Source organism: Nocardioides zhouii (assembly GCF_004137345.1).
GTDB lineage: Bacteria > Actinomycetota > Actinomycetes > Propionibacteriales > Nocardioidaceae > Nocardioides > Nocardioides zhouii.
Genome location: NZ_SDWV01000010.1, coordinates 131084 through 147086, shown reverse-complemented (window position 1 = coordinate 147086; position 16003 = coordinate 131084). Strand labels below are relative to the sequence as shown.

Annotated in this window: 16 protein-coding genes; 4 read left to right on the top strand and 12 right to left on the bottom strand. The window is 72.7% G+C overall.

Going from position 1 to position 16003, the window contains the following annotated elements:
- Positions 1-49 precede the first annotated feature (49 nt).
- Positions 50-1207 (top strand): CapA family protein, encoded by a 1158-nt coding sequence (locus EUA94_RS11795; protein WP_129427072.1) that lies wholly within the window; start codon positions 50-52, stop codon positions 1205-1207.
- A gap of 6 nt (positions 1208-1213) precedes the next feature.
- Here EUA94_RS11795 and EUA94_RS11790 read toward each other — a convergent pair whose 3' ends face one another.
- The 4 genes from EUA94_RS11790 to EUA94_RS11775 form a co-directional block, all read right to left on the bottom strand.
- Positions 1214-2221: a M28 family metallopeptidase gene (locus EUA94_RS11790; RefSeq protein ID WP_129427071.1), complete on the bottom strand. Its 1008-nt coding sequence runs from the start codon at positions 2219-2221 to the stop codon at positions 1214-1216.
- A gap of 394 nt (positions 2222-2615) precedes the next feature.
- Positions 2616-4139, bottom strand: a complete 1524-nt coding sequence (locus tag EUA94_RS11785) for an RNA polymerase sigma factor (protein WP_422879897.1) — start codon at positions 4137-4139, stop codon at positions 2616-2618.
- Between the two features lie 114 nt (positions 4140-4253).
- Positions 4254-4820 (bottom strand): HhH-GPD-type base excision DNA repair protein, encoded by a 567-nt coding sequence (locus EUA94_RS11780; RefSeq protein WP_129427069.1) that lies wholly within the window; start codon positions 4818-4820, stop codon positions 4254-4256.
- A gap of 29 nt (positions 4821-4849) precedes the next feature.
- Entirely contained in the window at positions 4850-5251 is a 402-nt protein-coding gene (locus EUA94_RS11775) for a universal stress protein (protein ID WP_129427068.1), read from the bottom strand.
- 125 nt (positions 5252-5376) lie between these two features.
- Between EUA94_RS11775 and EUA94_RS11770 the strand changes: the two genes are divergently transcribed.
- Complete coding sequence (locus tag EUA94_RS11770) at positions 5377-5844, top strand: hypothetical protein (RefSeq protein ID WP_129427067.1); 468 nt, start codon at positions 5377-5379, stop codon at positions 5842-5844.
- Positions 5845-5862: 18 nt separating this feature from the next.
- Here the strand turns inward: EUA94_RS11770 and EUA94_RS11765 are convergent, their stop codons facing one another.
- Both EUA94_RS11765 and EUA94_RS11760 read right to left on the bottom strand, forming a co-directional pair.
- Positions 5863-7326, bottom strand: a complete 1464-nt coding sequence (locus tag EUA94_RS11765; RefSeq protein ID WP_129427066.1) for a glutamate-cysteine ligase family protein — start codon at positions 7324-7326, stop codon at positions 5863-5865.
- A 53-nt stretch (positions 7327-7379) separates the two neighbouring features.
- Positions 7380-8312, bottom strand: coding sequence for a DUF4192 domain-containing protein (locus EUA94_RS11760; protein WP_165356871.1), 933 nt, complete (start codon positions 8310-8312; stop codon positions 7380-7382).
- Positions 8313-8477: 165 nt separating this feature from the next.
- Here EUA94_RS11760 and EUA94_RS11755 point away from each other — a divergent pair, with 165 nt between their 5' ends.
- Positions 8478-9782, top strand: a complete 1305-nt coding sequence (locus tag EUA94_RS11755) for a DNA polymerase IV (protein ID WP_129427064.1) — start codon at positions 8478-8480, stop codon at positions 9780-9782.
- A gap of 3 nt (positions 9783-9785) precedes the next feature.
- Here the strand turns inward: EUA94_RS11755 and EUA94_RS11750 are convergent, their stop codons facing one another.
- The 3 genes from EUA94_RS11750 to EUA94_RS11740 all read right to left on the bottom strand — a co-directional run bounded on the left by EUA94_RS11750 (position 9786) and on the right by EUA94_RS11740 (position 12327).
- Positions 9786-10628 carry a 5-oxoprolinase subunit C family protein gene (locus EUA94_RS11750; RefSeq protein WP_129427063.1) on the bottom strand — a complete coding sequence of 281 codons (843 nt, stop codon included), beginning with the start codon at positions 10626-10628 and terminating at the stop codon, positions 9786-9788.
- Entirely contained in the window at positions 10628-11218 is a 591-nt protein-coding gene (locus tag EUA94_RS11745; protein ID WP_129427062.1) for a 5-oxoprolinase subunit B family protein, read from the bottom strand. The genes EUA94_RS11750 and EUA94_RS11745 overlap by 1 nt, the downstream gene beginning before the upstream one ends.
- 416 nt (positions 11219-11634) lie before the next feature.
- Positions 11635-12327: a 5-oxoprolinase subunit PxpA gene (locus EUA94_RS11740; protein WP_129427117.1), complete on the bottom strand. Its 693-nt coding sequence runs from the start codon at positions 12325-12327 to the stop codon at positions 11635-11637.
- A 217-nt stretch (positions 12328-12544) separates the two neighbouring features.
- Here EUA94_RS11740 and EUA94_RS11735 point away from each other — a divergent pair, with 217 nt between their 5' ends.
- On the top strand, positions 12545-13507 hold the full coding sequence (locus EUA94_RS11735) for a sigma-70 family RNA polymerase sigma factor (protein WP_129427061.1): 963 nt from the start codon (positions 12545-12547) through the stop codon (positions 13505-13507).
- 88 nt (positions 13508-13595) lie between these two features.
- Here the strand turns inward: EUA94_RS11735 and EUA94_RS11730 are convergent, their stop codons facing one another.
- Genes EUA94_RS11730 through EUA94_RS11720 form a run of 3 tightly spaced genes read right to left on the bottom strand, consistent with a single transcriptional unit; the run spans position 13596 to position 15966 of the window.
- Positions 13596-14912 carry a glycoside hydrolase family 3 N-terminal domain-containing protein gene (locus tag EUA94_RS11730; RefSeq protein WP_129427060.1) on the bottom strand — a complete coding sequence of 439 codons (1317 nt, stop codon included), beginning with the start codon at positions 14910-14912 and terminating at the stop codon, positions 13596-13598.
- Between the two features lie 41 nt (positions 14913-14953).
- Positions 14954-15550 carry a dephospho-CoA kinase gene (gene coaE / locus EUA94_RS11725; protein WP_340640859.1) on the bottom strand — a complete coding sequence of 199 codons (597 nt, stop codon included), beginning with the start codon at positions 15548-15550 and terminating at the stop codon, positions 14954-14956.
- The gene (locus EUA94_RS11720; RefSeq protein ID WP_207210511.1) at positions 15547-15966 is read right to left on the bottom strand and encodes a MarR family winged helix-turn-helix transcriptional regulator; all 420 of its coding nucleotides are present in this window, start codon (positions 15964-15966) and stop codon (positions 15547-15549) included. Before EUA94_RS11720 ends, coaE begins: the two co-directional genes overlap by 4 nt.
- Positions 15967-16003 lie beyond the last annotated feature (37 nt).

Genomic DNA, 16003 nt, shown 5'->3' with positions numbered 1-16003 from the left:
GTCCACCTACTTCCGAGGGTGGACAGGCACCCGGTGGCACGATGGCGACATGGCTGCGGGGGGCGATGGGCGCGTAGGCCGGACCGGCGCGGCCGCGGCCCTCCTCGCCCTCGCACTGACGGCGTGCACGACCCCGGCCCAGGCACCGACGGAAGCGTCGCCGACGCCCTCGACGCCCCCGTCGGGCGAACCGTCGACCTCCGCCACCTCGCCGGCCCCGGAGCCGCCCGACCCCGGCCCGGTCCGGATCGCGCTGGCCGGCGACGTGCACTTCGAGGGTGTCCTGGCCTCCCGGCTCCGGGACCCGGCCACCGCTCTCACACCGGCGTCCGCCGCCCTCGGCTCCGCCGACATCACGATCGTCAACCTGGAGACCTCGGTCGGCACCGGCGGCCGTCCCGAGCCCGGCAAGCGGTTCACCTTCTCAGCAGGACCTGAGGCGTTCGAGGCGCTGGCGGCGGCCGGTGTCGACGTCGCCACGATGGCGAACAACCACGCGCTGGACTTCGGCCGGGCCCGCCTCCCCAGCACGCTGCGGGCGGTGTACGCGGCCGCGGCTGCCGACCCGCCGCTTTCGGTGATCGGCCTCGGCCGCAGCGCCGAGGAGGCGTTCGCGCCCGCTTTCGTCGACGTACGCGGCACCCTCGTCGCGACCCTCGCAGCGTCGGTCGCCGACCAGGACCCGACGGCTGACCCGACGGGCCGCTGGGCGGCCACCGACGAGCGCGGCGGGATCGCGGACGCGCTCGACCCCGCCCGGCTCCTCGCGGCCGTACGCCGCACCCGGCGGGCCGCCGACGTGGTCGTGGTCTACCTGCACTGGGGCATCCAGGGCCAGCGCTGCCCGAGCGACGACCAGCGCTCGCTGGCCGCGGCCCTGGTCGACGCCGGGGCCGACATCGTGGCCGGCTCGCACGCCCACCAGCTGCAGGGCGACGGCCGGTTGGGCAACGGCTACGTGGCCTACGGGCTCGGCAACTACGCGTGGTACTCCCCCGGCGACGCCGCCACGTCGCGTACGGGCGTGCTGCACCTCACCGTCCGGCCGCGCGCGAACGGTCCGCGTCCTCCGTACGTCGTCCGGGCCATCTGGGGGCCCGAGCGCATCGGCGCGGACGGGTTGCCGGCGACGACCACCCCGGCGGACGCCACCGACTTCCGCTCCGACCGCGAGTCGCTCCGCGCCTGCGCGGGACTGACCGACTGAGCCTCGCTAGCGCGGCGCGGGCGCCAACCACGCCAGGACGATTCGGCCCACCCGCCGGAGCTGGGCAGGCGACACGACCGCCGGCACGTCGCTCGCGTCGTGGTAGGCCGCGTACGGCGTCGATCCGAGCCGCGCCCCGGGCATGCCGGCGCGGACGAACGACCAGTGGTCGCTGCTGCGCTGGCCGGGATCGGGCACGGCCGGCACGCCGAGGCGCCGGGCCGCCGCGAGCAGCGCCCGTTGCAGTGGGTCGCCATCGCCGGCGGAGCCGATCGGCACGGCCACCCCGACGCCGACGCGGTCCATCGACACCATGCCGCGGACCGCGGACCGCTCACGAGCTGACATCAGCTCCACGTAGCGGCGCGAGCCGTAGTGGTGGTCCTCCGGTGCGCCACGCGGCTCCTCCGCCCCGAATGCCACGAAGACGACCGGCAGGCGCGTACGCCGTCCCGCCGCGGCGTCGGCCACCGCGAGCATCACCCCGACCCCGGACGCGTTGTCCTCCGCACCGGGCGCCTGCGGCACCGTGTCGAGGTGCGCGCCGACGACGAGGTGCGGCTCGGTCGGGTCGAATCCGGGCGGTGTCGCGACGACGTTCTCGGAGCGACCGGCGGGGACGGGCACGCCGTCCCACGACACGCCTGCTGGCGCCCGTACGCCCTGCCGCTCGACGTCGTAGCCCGCGCGCTCGAAGCCGGCCGCCACCCAGTCCGCGGCGCGGTGGAACGCGCGGCTCGTCGCCTCCCGCGGCCCGATCCGACCCGCGAGGTGCTGGACCGCCGCGACGGCCGTCCCGGTGTCGAGGTCGTCGGAAGAGACGGGCTCGGGCTCCGGCTCGGGCTCAGCCGGGGTCGACGGCTCGGCGGTCGGCTCGGACGACGGCGAGGCCGTCTGCTCGGGCTCGGCCGACTGCTGCGGTGACCCGGAGGCCGGGCCGTCGACCGGCTCGGTGGAGCACGCCGTCAGGACGAGTGCCGCCGACGCGAGGGCGAGGCAGCGTCGACGGGCCATGCGGTCACCGTAGTCGGGCCGAGAGATAGGCCCGGAGCATCAGCTCGATCGAGCCGTTCTGCTTCGACGACAGTCGTGTTCAGGGGGCGGGAGGCGAGCCATTGTCCGACCGGGCGAAGAGCCGAGCGCGAAGGCCGGACCACACGCCGAATGCGACCAGTGCGCCCCCGACCGGCGCGGTGAGACCGCCGCTCGGTCTCGTCAGCTCACCCCACATGATGAGGGCGGTCCCCGCCAGGAGCGACAGGGCTGCAACGGCGCCCCACAGGGCGGGATTCGCGTTCGCTGGGCTGTCCGACACACGAGCCAGCCTATCCACGGTCCGGACCAGCTGATTCGGCGAAATGACGAACAGCGCCGCCCCGGAGGGCGGCGCTGCTCGGTCGTTGCTGGGTCAGTCCAGGTAGTCGCGCAGGACCTGCGAGCGACTCGGGTGGCGCAGCTTCGACATCGTCTTCGACTCGATCTGGCGGATCCGCTCACGGGTCACGCCGTAGACCTTGCCGATCTCGTCGAGCGTCTTCGGCTGGCCGTCGGTCAGACCGAAGCGCATCGAGACCACGCCGGCCTCCCGCTCGGACAGCGTGTCGAGCACGGCGTGCAGTTGCTCCTGCAGGAGCGTGAACGACACCGCGTCGGCCGGGACGATCGCCTCGGAGTCCTCGATCAGGTCGCCGAACTCGGAGTCGCCGTCCTCACCGAGCGGGGTGTGGAGCGAGATGGGCTCGCGGCCGTACTTCTGGACCTCGATGACCTTCTCGGGGGTCATGTCGAGCTCCTTGGCCAGCTCCTCCGGCGTGGGCTCGCGGCCCAGGTCCTGGAGCATCTGGCGCTGGACGCGCGCGAGCTTGTTGATGACCTCGACCATGTGGACCGGGATGCGGATGGTGCGCGCCTGGTCGGCCATGGCCCGGGTGATCGCCTGGCGGATCCACCACGTGGCGTACGTCGAGAACTTGTAGCCCTTGGTGTAGTCGAACTTCTCGACCGCACGGATCAGGCCGAGGTTGCCCTCCTGGATGAGGTCGAGGAAGAGCATCCCGCGACCGGTGTAGCGCTTGGCCAGGGAGACGACGAGTCGCAGGTTGGCCTCGAGGAGGTGGTTCTTGGCGCGACGGCCGTCCTCCGAGATCCACTCGTACTCCTCGAGCATCTTCGGGCTGATCCGGCCGCCCTTGGCGAGCTTCTCCTCGGAGAAGAGGCCGGCCTCGATCCGCTTGGCGAGCTCGACCTCCATCTCGGCGTTGAGGAGGGGCACCTTGCCGATCTGCTTGAGGTAGTCCTTGACCGGGTCGGCGGTGGCGCCGGCCACCATGACCTGCTGCTCGGGCTCATCGGTCTCGTCGGCCGCGGAGACGGTGAAGGCCTGCTTCTCGTCCTCCTTGATCGTCGGGTCCTTGGCGACGTCCTTCTCGAAGACCTCGTCCGGGATGTCCGGGAGCAGCTTCTTGCCGTCGGCTCCGACGGCGGGTGCCGCGACGGCGCCGAGGTCGACGACCTCGTCGGAGGAGGCGGCCTTCTTGGCGGTGGTCTTCTTCGCCGCAGCCTTCTTGGCGGGTGCCTCGGCGGGCGCGGCCTTCTTCGCCGCTGCCTTCTTGGCGGGAGCCTCGGCCGTGGCGGTCGCCGCCTTCTTGGCAGGCGCCTTCTTCGCGGTGGCGGAGGTCGCAGCCCGCTTGCCTGTGCCCGTCGCAGCGACGGCACGCATGCCCGTCGCGTCGACCTGCACCGAGATGCCGAGCGCGCCGAGGTGCACCAGGAGCGCCTTCAGGTGCCGGGGCGCGACGCCGGCCTCGTCACTGGCCCGTCGGACTGCCTCGGGAGACACCGTGCCGCTCGGGGTTCCGGCGGCGACCAGGGTCGCGATGGACGGGTGCGCGAGCACCTCTGCGGGAAGCAGCTTGCGTGCGTGTTGGGACACGAACACCTCTCGTGAAACGACTTCGGGGCGCGGCGAGACCCGGTGACGTCAAGAGCCGCATCGTCATTCTGCCACGGCCGACCTGAGGGACCGAACGGCGGTGCCCGTCGGATGTCAGTCGGACGAGCGCGCCGCAGCCTTCTTCGCCTTCTTGAAGTCGCGGACCTTCTGCAGTGACTCCGCGTCGACCACGTCGGCGACCGAGCGGTGCCCCTCCAGCGCATAGTCGCCCACGGCCGCCTCCCAGCCCTCGGGGCGTACGCCGAGCTGCTTGGCCAGCAGCGCCACGAAGATCTGCGCCTTCTGCTTGCCGAACCCCGGCAGCGCCATCACCCGCTTGAGCAGGTCCTTGCCATCGGCGGCATCGGTCCACAGGCGGGACGCGTCACCGCCGTACGTCTCCTCGACGATGCGGGCCAGCTCCTGCAGGCGCGCGGCCATCGAGCCCGGGAAGCGGTGAATCGCCGGCGGCGTCGACGCCATCGCCGCGAACTCCCCGGGATCGGCCGAGGCGATCGCGTCGGGCGCGAAGGTCCCGAGCCGGTCGAGCACCTTCGCCGGCCCACGGAAGGCGTGCTCCATGGGGTACTGCTGATCGAGCATCATCCCGGCCAGCAGTGCGAACGCGGAGTCGTCGAGAACCTTGTCGGCGGCAGGATCGCCGGTGATCTGGAAGCCCATGCGCCCATCATCGCGCACGGCGGCCCGAGCTACTGGGCCTTGACCGCCAGGACCGGGCAGGGGGCGTCGAGGAGGACGCGCTGGGCGTTGCTGCCGAGGATGAGCTTGCCGACCGGCGAGCGGCGGCGCAGTCCGATGACGAGGAGCTCGGCGTTGTTGGCCTCGGCGATGCTGATCAGGTCCTCAGCGGGCTCGAACCCGCGTACGAGCTGCCGGATGTCGTGCTCGATCCCCGCCTCCTCGAGCCGGCTCTTGATGCCGGACATGTCGTCCTCGGCGGCCCGGGCCTTGGGCCCGTCGAACTCCTGGCCGCCGCGGTGGGAGTTCACCACGACGAGCTTGCTGCCACGCAGCTTCGCCTCGTTGATACCGGCTGCGAGGGCGGCTTCGCCCTCCGGCTTGGGGACGTACCCGACGACAACGGTGCCCATGGTGTCTCCTCTCGGCGCCGTCCGCGCGTCGCGGCCGGCCTGTGGGCACCGTAACGGAAACGGACGGGGTTGGGCAGCCTGTGGAGAGCCACGCGCGGGGGGCGTACCTCCGGCAGGGTGAGGCCATGGCCCACGACGTGGCTCGCCACCCTTCGCCCGGTGCGGCTCCGCACCTCGCCCTCCGGTCCCCGATCGACCGGCACACCCATCAGGTGCTGCGCGCAGCGGTGCTCGAGCTGGTCGAGAACGAGGCGCAACGCCACTTCCCCACGGTGATGCACGCCGGTGCGCCTGGCCGCAGCGTGCGTCACGTCGAGGACCCGCCACTGGCCGACGCGGGTCTCCGCGCCGACGTCGCCCTGGCGCTCCTACGCGCCGCGCGGGTGTGCTCGACGCGCCCTGCCCTGTGGCTGACCCGTCCCGGCGAGCTGAGCCCGCACGACGACGACCTGCGGTGGATCGGTCCGGTCGCCTGGGCGAGCGGCAGCCTCGCCATGCCGGTCGGGCTCGTCGTGGTGACCCGGCGCGGGTGGTTCGACCCGGTGAGCGACGTACGCCGGGAGTGGCGCCGGCTCCGGCGGCGTCCTCGATGAGGCCGTCGACGAGCTGGGTCAGTCCCAGGTGTGGACCGGCTCGTTGGTGTGCATGCGCTCGGTGTAGTCGAGCAGGGTGGCGCGGAGCGCGTCGTAGCGGTCCTCTCCCCCACGCTCGCGCACCCGCTCGACGAACCAGGCGGCACCGCTGCTCTCGGTGAGGCAGCGCTGCTCGATGATCCCGAGGTAGCGGTCGCTCTCCTCCCCCGGCACGCCCCAGGCGTCGAGCCCGGCGCGAGCCATCGGCAGGAGCCGGCGCAGCACGAGCTCGGTGGCCCGCACCTGGCCCAGGCCGGGCCAGTAGACCTGCGCGTCGGAGCCCAGCTGGGCCGCGACGTGGAAGTTCTCCTCGGCGGCGGAGAACGACATCTGCGACCACAGCGGGCGCTCGCTCTCGGCCAGGTAGCGGACCAGGCCGAACCACAGCGCCGCGTTGGCGATGGTGTCGGCGACGGTCGGGCCGGCCGCGAGCAGCCGGTTCTCGACGCGTAGGTGGGGCACACCGTCGGCGACGTCGTACACGGGCCGGTTCCAGCGGTAGATCGTGCCGTTGTGCAATCGGAGCTCCGGGAGCAGCGGGGTGCCGCCGGACTCCAGCACCTCGAGCGGGTCCTCCTCGTCGGTGACGGGCAGGAGGGCCGGGAAGTAGCGCACGTTCTCCTCGAACAGGTCGAAGACGGAGGTGATCCAGCGCTCGCCGAACCAGACGCGCGGGCGTACGCCCTGAGCCTTGAGCTCCTCGCTGCGGGTGTCGGTGGCCTGCTCGAAGAGCGGGATGCGGGTCTCGCGCCACAGCTCGCGGCCGAGCAGGAACGGCGAGTTGGCCGACACCGCGAGCTGCACGCCGGCGATGCACTGCGCGGCGTTCCAGTAGGCCGCGAACTGGTCGGGCGACGTCTGCACGTGGAACTGCGTGCTGGTGCAGGCCGCCTCCGGCACGATCGAGTCGGCCGTGGTGGCGAGCCGCTCCCGTCCGGAGATGCTGATCGTGATGTCCTCGCCCCGCGCGTTGAGGATCTGCTCGGAGAGCAGCTTGTAGCGCGGGTTGGCGCTCAGCGAGTCGAGGGTCATGTGGCCCTCGGCGAGGGTCGGCAGGATGCCGATCATCACCTGGTGCGCCCCGACCTTGGCGGCCTTCTCCTCCGCGTCGTTGAGCGAGCGCCGCAGGCTGTCCTCGAAGGTCGTCAGGCCGCCCTCGCGGAGCTTGGCGGGCGCGAGGTTGATCTCGATGTTGAACTGGCCGAGCTCGGTCTGGAAGTCGGGGTCGGCGATGGCCTCGAGCACCTCGGCGTTCTTCAGGGCCGGGTCACCCGCCTCGTCGATGAGGTTGAGCTCCATCTCGAGCCCCGTCATCGGGTCGTCGGTGTCGAAGCGCGCCTCGCGGAGCATGCGGGCGAACACGTCGAGGTTGCGGCGCACCTTCTCCCGGTGCCGCGTCCGGTCCGCGCGGCTGAACTCCTGTTGGTCGACCTCTTCTCCCATGCCCGAACCCTAGTCACGCGCCACGGTGCCGGGAACCGTCCCGAGGGGGGATCTCACGCGGCGGGGTCGGCCGTGCTGCCGAGCCGGGGACGCAGCTCCTCCCACAGGTCGGGCGACGTCGCCGAGTCGAGGAGCTGGGCGACGAGCGAGGCCAGCGAGTGGGTCGGCTCCACGTCGCGGCAGCGGTCGACGGCACACCACGACAGGGCACCGTCCCCCACGAGCCACGCGGCGAACGCGAGCACGGCGGCCGCCCCGGCGACGTGGCTCGGTGGCAGCCGGCGTACGGCGTCGGACCAGAGGTCGACGGCGCGGCGTGCCTCGCCGCGCGTCAGCGTCACCCAGGCCTCGTCGCGACGTGCGCCCGAGGTGACGGTGACCGCGGCGGCGGCGAGATCGGCACGCGAGAAGGTCGTGCCGGGCTCGCGGTGGCGACGGAGCAGGTCGGCGAGGGCTCCGGCAGGAAGGACCGTGGCCGCGGCGAGGTGCGGCTCGACCGCGCGAGCCGCGTCGACGTCGGGTGCGAGGGTGTCCCGCAGGGCCTCCCGGCTGGCGTGGGTCACCCGCCCGTCGAAGACGCCCTGGGCGGTGAACGGGTGCTCGGCCAGGGTGAAGGGAACCCCTTGGTAAGCCGCGAGCGGCGCTCCCGGGAGCACGGCGAACCAGTGCTCGTCGTGCACGCGCAGCACCTCGTGGACGTGGATCCCCGCGGCGGTAAACTCCTCGTGGACGCTCCACGCGGCCTCGTCGGCGACGGTCGTGTCGTCGTCGTAGACGACCACCACCACCTCGCGTACGCCGTTGCGGAGGGCGGGGCGGAGCAGCGCCTCGACCACGTCGTCGACGTCGTCGGGGTCGTGGGGCAGGTCGACGCGGGCACTCATGCCGCCCGAGCCGACGCCGAGCATCACCACCGACCGTTGCGGCACGAAGCCGAGGGAGAGCGGCACGAAGGCGGCGATGTCGTCGGGGGTGCGCGCCCTCATCCGGGTCGGTGAGCTGGTCGGGGGGCCGGAAGTGCGTTCTGTGGGGTCCATGCCGAGGACGCTTCCCGCGGCCACCGACGTCGTACGCCTGCCATCGTCGAACCCTGTGGACAACCCCGCGTGGGTGGCACCTGTGGACGACAGGTGGGCTGCGAGGATGGCGACGTGCGTCAGACCGCGTCGATCCTCCACCTCGACCTGGACGCCTTCTTCGCCGCGGTCGAGCAGCGCGACAAACCGTCGCTGCGTGGCAAGCCCGTTATCGTCGGCGGCACCGGAGGACGGGGCGTCGTGTCGACCGCGTCGTACGAGGCCCGTCGCTACGGCGTGGGCTCGGCGATGTCGGGACGCGAGGCCCGTGCCCGCTGTCCGCACGCCGCGTTCCTCAGCGGGCGGTTCCACGCCTACCGCGACACGAGCAAGCAGGTGATGCAGGTGCTGCGCGAGCTCTCCCCGCTGGTCGAGCCGCTGTCGCTGGACGAGGCCTTCGTCGACCTCGCCGCCGCCGGGCTCCCGGACCTCGACGTCGCGACGGTGACCGAGGTCGGCGAGCAGCTCCGCAGCCGGGTGCACGAGGTCACCGGCGGGCTGACGGCGACCGTCGGCATCGCGTCGTCCAAGTTCCTCGCCAAGGTCGCGAGCGAGATCGACAAGCCCGACGGCATGACGGTCGTGCCGCCCGGCACCGAGCTCGACCTGCTGCGCCCGATGCGGGTCACCGTCATCCCCGGCGTCGGTCCGGCCACGACCGAGCGGCTGCGACGGGCCGGCATCCACACCGTCGCCGAGCTCGAGCTGGTCAGCGAGGACGAGCTCGTCCGGCTGCTAGGCCAGGCGCAGGGCCACGGCCTGTGGCAGCTGGCCCGCGCGCAGGACTCGCGCCCCGTCAACGCAGAGCGCGAGGCGAAGTCGATCAGCGTCGAGGGCACGTACGACACCGACATCAACGACCGGAAGCTGATGGAGGGACTGCTGACCCGGCAGGCCAAGGAGGTCGGCACCCGGATGCGCAAGAACGGCTCGTCCGGTCGCACGGTCACCATCAAGGTGCGGCTCCACGACTTCACCACCCTCAACCGCTCGAGCACGCTGTCCAGCCCCACCGACGACGGGTCCACGATCGGCCGCGTCGCCCGGGCGCTGCTGCGCGACCTCGACACGACGGGTGGCGTACGGCTGCTCGGGGTCGGCGTGTCCGGCCTGGCCGACTGGGTGCAGGAGGACCTCTTCGGCGAGAGCGACGAGGAGGACGACGACATGGAGGTCACCCTCCCCGAGCCGCCGCGGCGCAGCTGGCCGCCGGGCGCCGACGTGGTGCACGACGAGATGGGGGCCGGCTGGGTGTGGGGGTCGGGCTCGGGAGTGGTGACGGTGCGCTTCGAGACCGCCGACACGCCGCCCGGTCCGGTGCGGAGCTACCGGGTCGACGACCCGGCCCTGCACCGGTGGGAGCCTCCGGTCGAGGACTGAGCCTCACCCGGTACGCAGCACCACCCGGTCACCGGGCCGCAGCTGGGCGCACAGGTCGAGGTCGTCGTCCGCCACGAGCGCCACCACCGGATAGCCACCCGTCGGCGGGTGGTCGGCCAGGAAGACCACCGGCTGCCCCGACGGCGGCAGCTGCACCGCCCCGATCACCATCCCCTCGCTCGGCAGCTCCCCCGCCCGGCGCTCCACGCGGGGTCCGTCGAGCCGCAGCCCGATGCGGTCGCTGTCCGGCGCGACCGCGTACCTCGTCCCGTCGAGCGCCGCCCACGCTCCCTCGGCGAGCCAGTCGGCGCGCGGGCCCGGTCGGAGTCGCATCACCGGCTCCCGGGGGCGTACGACGACCGCTGCGGGCGGCTCAGGCCACTGGCCTGGCCTTCCGAGGGCCAGCACCTGACCGGCGGCGAGCCGGGGTGGCCCCACCCAGGCGAGGGTGTCGGTCGCACGCGAGCCGAGCACCGGCTCGGCGGCGATGCCGCCGGCGAATGCGACGTACGACCGCACGCCGGTCCGGGCCGGACCGATGATGACCACGGCCCCCGCGGGCACCGTGACGGGCGTGCCGTGCCCCACCGCGTGACCATCGACCCGCACCTCGCACGCCGCACCTGTCACGGCAAGGGTGGCCGCCCGGCCCGTACGGAGGACGATGCCACCGAGCGTCGTCTCGACGACCGCGTCGTCCACCGCGCCGCCGACGAGACGCCGGGCGAGCGCTGCGGCACCTCGGTCCAGAGCACCCGCGCGCGCGACCCCCAGGTGCGCCCAGCCGGGCCGGCCGAGGTCCTGCAGCGTGGACAGCGGGCCGGGGTCGAGCACCTCGACGGACATCAGCAGGCCTCGAAGCGCACGCGCGTGCCGGGCGGGAGGAGGGCGGGGGTCTCGCGGTCGGCGTCCCACAGAGGCGCGTCGGTCGTGCCGATCACCAGCCAGCCACCGGGCGAGGCCGTCGGGTAGATCCCGCACCAGCCGTCGGCGAGTGCCACCGAACCGGGGGCGACTCGGCTCCGGGGCGTGGCCAGGCGCGGGACCGTACGGTCGGCCGGCAGCCCGGCGAGGTAGGAGAAGCCCGGCGCGAAGCCGCAGAACAGCGCGGTGAACTCGGTCGAGGTGTGCAGGTCGACGACGTCGCCGACCTGACAGCGCCAGTGCTCGGCAACCCGCTCGAGGTCCGGGCCGTCATAGGTGACCGGGACCCGGACCACGGGGCCGGGCGGTGCCGCGGAACCAGCCGTCCAGCCCGGCAGGGCGGCCGCCACGTCGGCCGGGTCGACGCCGTCGAACAGGACCGTGGCGGCCGCGGGCACGATGTCGTCCGCCGCCAGGCCCGCCGACCTCGCCCACACGGCGAGGGACGCGGCAGCGACCGCGTCCCGGACCTCGACGAGGCACGCGCGCTCACCGACCGGGACGACTCTCATGGCGCCCATTGTTCACCGCGCCGGAGTTGCGTCGGGCAGGCGGCGACGGGCAGCCTTGTGGCGCAGCAAATGGGTCGAGGGGCTCCAGATGGTATGAGCATCAGGAGCCCCTCGGTTTGCCCGGCTGGGTGACGTCCGAGCCACCGCACCAGCCTCCCAGTCCCCGCCGACCCCGTCACCGGGCCTGCGCGGCGAGCAAGCTCGCCGGGTGGAACTGTTCCTCTGATCCGATCCCCGGTCCCGCCGAAGCGCTTCCGGTAGGGAGAGTTCTATGTCGGCCGGGCACACCGCCGCAAGGGTTTCGCCGACAAACTTCCGGTCCCACAGGGTTCCCCACAGAAGTCGTCCCGTGCTCCACAGGGATCGGGCCGTCCATCCACAGATTGTCCACCGGTCCGGGGCACCGGGATGCGCCCTCAGGACCAGCACGACCTGACGTCGAACCCGGCCGCCTCGAGGGCGCGACATACGGCCGTCGCGGCCGCGACGGCACCCGGTGAGTCGCCGTGCACGCAGACGGAGTCGACCCCGTCGGCCAGCTCGACCGCCCGCCCGGCGATGAGGGCGCGGTCGGTGACCAGGGCGCCCGGCTGGTCGCGCGACACCAACCGGGCGTCGTCGGTGTAGCCGCGGTCGGGGAACCCCTCGAGGCGCACTCCCCTGCCCCGCCCACCCGCCAGGGTGAGGAGCAGCGATCCCGGCATCCCGAGCACCGGCAGGTCGCCGGAGCCGTCGAGCACCGCTACGGCCTGTTCCTCGTCGGTGGCGACGCGGTGGTAGAGCGCGCCGTGCGGCTTGAGGTACACCACCCGGCCGCCCTCGGCCGCGGCGATCTCGGCCAGCACCCCCACCTGCTCCGCCACCTGGTCCCGGAGCACGGCGGCCGGCACGTCGAGGGCCACCCGGCCGAAGTTCTCCCGATCGGCGTACGACACCTGCGCGCCGATCGCCACCCCGCGGCGTACGGCTTCGGCGCAGACGGCTTGCATCGTCGCGCGGGAGCCGGCATGGAAGCCGCACGCCACGTTGGCACTGGTCACGACCTCGAGGAGGCCGGCGTCGTCGGTGATCTCCTCACCTAGGTCGGCATTGAGGTCCACCACAGGCACGGCCATGCCCGCATGTTCTCACCGCTGCGGGGAACCCCCTGAGAAGTCCCTGAGAGTTGGCCGATCGTGCAACTCCGGAGGCGACTGGCTCGTCAAGGCAGGTGAAGGCACCGAAAGTTCGCCAGGACGAAATCCGCAAGGGAATCTCGCAACGGACACGGGTGTTGGACCAGATGTGCGGCACAGGGGTGGTCGCACGAGAAGCAGGAGGACGAACATGAGCACTGCACAGGCCAAGCGCACCAGCACCACCCGTGAGATCGAAGGCCGCGACAGCGTCGGTCTTTACCTGGACGAGATCGCCCGCACCCCGCTCCTCGACGCCGAGACCGAGGTAGAGCTGTCCAAGGCCATCGAGGCCGGCCTCCTGGCCCAGCACCTCCTCGACACCGGCCGGGTCGGACGCCGCAAGGGCGGCGCCCCGATGACCGCCAACGAGGAGGAGCTCGAGTGGCTCGCTGAGCAGGGTCGGCTCGCCGTCGACCGGTTCATCGAGGCCAACCTCCGGCTCGTGGTCTCCATCGCCCGCAAGTACGGCCGTTCCCAGATGCCGATGCTCGACCTGATCCAGGAGGGCAACACCGGCCTGATCCGCGCGGTCGAGAAGTTCGACTACACCAAGGGCTACAAGTTCTCGACGTACGCCACGTGGTGGGTGCGCCAGGCGATCACCCGCGGCATCGCGCAGCAGGCCCGCGTCGTACGCCTCCCGGTCCACGTCGTGGAGGAGCTCAACCAGGTCGGCAGCGCCCGGCGCACGCTCGAGCGCCAGCTCGGCCGCGACCCGGAGCCTCACGAGATCGCCACCGAGCTCGGGATGGACATCGACCGGGTGCTCGACCTGATGAGCTGGGGCCGCGAGCACGTCTCGCTGGACACCCCGGTCGACGAGGACGGCGACACCTCGCTGGGTGACCTGATGGCCCAGGAGACCGCGCCCGGTCCGGATCTCAGCTTCCTCGACGGCGAGGCGCGCCAGAGGCTCGAGGACCTGGTCGGCATCCTCGACGACCGCTCCGCGGACATCGTCCGGGCCCGCTACGGCCTGGCCGACGGCCGCCAGCACAAGCTCGCCGACATCGGCGCCCGGCACGGCATCTCCGCCGAGCGCGTACGCCAGCTGGAGCGGGAGGCGCTCCAGAAGCTCCGCAGGGCCGGCGACCCCGACCTGGCTGCCTGAGCGCACGCACCACGCTTCACCCGAGACCGCCGGACTGGTGTCCGGCGGTCTTGGCATGTCCGGCCGCCGGAGCGGTGCGTGAGAAGGGTCAGTACGCCGCGGACTCCAGGTCCGCGCTCGCGGCCTGGGCGCGTACGGCCACGTCGGCGGGGACGGGCCGTTGGGCTGCGAGGCGCGCCTGCCACATCTGCAGGGCGACCACCCGGGAGGCCGCCTCCTCGACGCGCTCGCGCGAGACGGCACCCGACTCGATCGCGTCCACCACGATCTGGTGGGTGACGGCGGTGTCGACGGGCATCAGCAGCAGGTCGGCACCGGCCTCCAGCGCCTGGAGCGCCGGCGTGGGTCGGCCGGCGACGGCGCCCATGCCGAGCGAGTCGGTGATCGTGACGCCCTCGAAGCCGAGGTCGTCGCGGAGGAGGTCGTAGACCTCGGGCGCCATGCTGGCCGGCACGTCCGGCGCGATGGACGTCAGGTCGAGGTGGCTCATCATCACGGCGGGGGCCCGGTGGGCGATGGCGGACGCGAAGGGCGGCAGGTCGTGCGCCTCGATCTCGGCCAGCGTCGAGTCCACGACGGGAAGGGTGTCGTGACTGTCGGTGGTGGCCGTGCCGTGCCCCGGGAAGTGCTTCACCGTCGAGACGATGCCGGCGTCGTCGTACCCCTTGATCGCAGCGCCGATCGCCTGCGCCGCCACCAGAGGGTCCTCCGACGGTGAGCGGGCGCCGATCGTGGGGTCTGCGGCGCCGATGGTCACGTCGGCGACGGGGGCGAAGACCCAGGTGAACCCGAGGCCGCGGAGCTCGAGCCCGGTGGTCAGCGCGGCCTCGCGGGTCACGCGCCGGCCCGCTTGCGCGTCTGCCTGGATCGCGAGCCCGGCGGACTGGAAGTGCGGGAAGTCGGTGGCGACGCCGCGCAGGTGGGAGACGTAGCCACCCTCCTGGTCGACCCCGATCACGGGCGGGAAGTCGCGGCCGTCGTCGACCGCGGCATCTGCGAGGGCCGAGGTCATCGCGACCACCTGGTCGCGGTCCACGATGTTGTCCATGGTGACCGAGACGCCGGCGAGGTGCAGGTCGCGCACCATGGCGGCGGGCTCGGCGGGGTCGGTGCCGTGGAAGCGTCCGACGATCACACCGCCGGCCAGCTGCTCGGGCGTCCACGTCGCGACGAGGGCGCGCGCCTCGGCCAGCTCGCCGACCGTCGGACCCCACGACGTGGGGGTGTCGGGATCCTCGGGTTCTGCACTCGCGCTCGCCGTCGGTGAGGGCGATCCGGACGCCGAGGGGCTGGCGGACGAAGTGGCAGGAGCTGTGTCGCCACCGTCGGCCCCGAGGCTCGCGCAGCCACTGACCAGCAGCACGCCTGCCGCGACCAGGGTCAGTCGGGAACGGGGCGAGGACACGCCGGGGAGGCTACCGGCCGGACCACGAGGACCGGGAAACGTCACGCCCGCGCGGCGAGCACGGCGTAGATCTCCTCGACCTGCGCGCGCAGCTCGTCGCGCGTCCCGGTGTTGTCGACGACGTACGTCGCGATCGCCAGCCGGTCGTCACGCGTCGCCTGCGCGGCGATCCGCGACTCCGCGTCCTCGCGCGTCCACCCGCGGTCCTCGACCATGCGGCTGACCTGCAGCTCGGGCGGGGCGTCCACCACGATGACCGCGTCGAACGACCCGGCCCGGCCGACCTCGGCGAGCAGCGGGATGTCGTGCACCACGACCGCGCTGTCGCCGGCCTGCTCCTCGAGCTCGGCGCTGCGGCGGTGGACGAGCGGGTGGATGATCGCCTCGAGCCGCTTGCGCGCGTCGGGATCACCGAAGACCAGGGCACCCATCGCAGGGCGGTCGAGGTCCCCGTCGGGCGTCAGCAGCTCGGGCCCGAACTCCGCGACGACCGCGTCGAGCCCGGGCGTGCCGCGCGCGACCACCTCGCGCGCGATGAGGTCGGCGTCGATGACGACGGCACCCAGCTCGGCGAGGATCGTCGAGACGGTGCTCTTGCCGGAGGCGACACCGCCGGTCAGGCCCACACGCACGGTCACTGGTCCTCCCCCACGACGACGCTCAGGATCTCGTGGAGCGTACGACTCTGGGCGTCCGACAGCACGTCCAGCACCTCCTCGGAGGCGCGGCGGCGTACGTCGTCGATCGCCGCGACCAGCTCACGACCGGAGTCGGTCAGGGACAGGGTGGTGGCCCGCCGGTCCGTCGGGTCGGGCGCACGGCGCACCCAGCCGCGCTCCTCGAGCGTGTCGACCACGTCGGTCGCCGAGCGTGGAGCAATCCGCAGCTGCTCGGCGAGCACGGAGGGGCGCACCCCGTCCTCGTCGAGGGAGATCACCCGGAGCGCTCGCGACTGCGAGGGCGTCACGTGCCACGCGGACAGCGCCTCGACGTGCGCGCGCCGGATCCGGCGAGCCAGGGCCATGACCAGGTCGCCAGTGGTGTGTGGGTCCACGGGAATATCTCCGTCCCTGCTCCGGTTGTTACCTCAT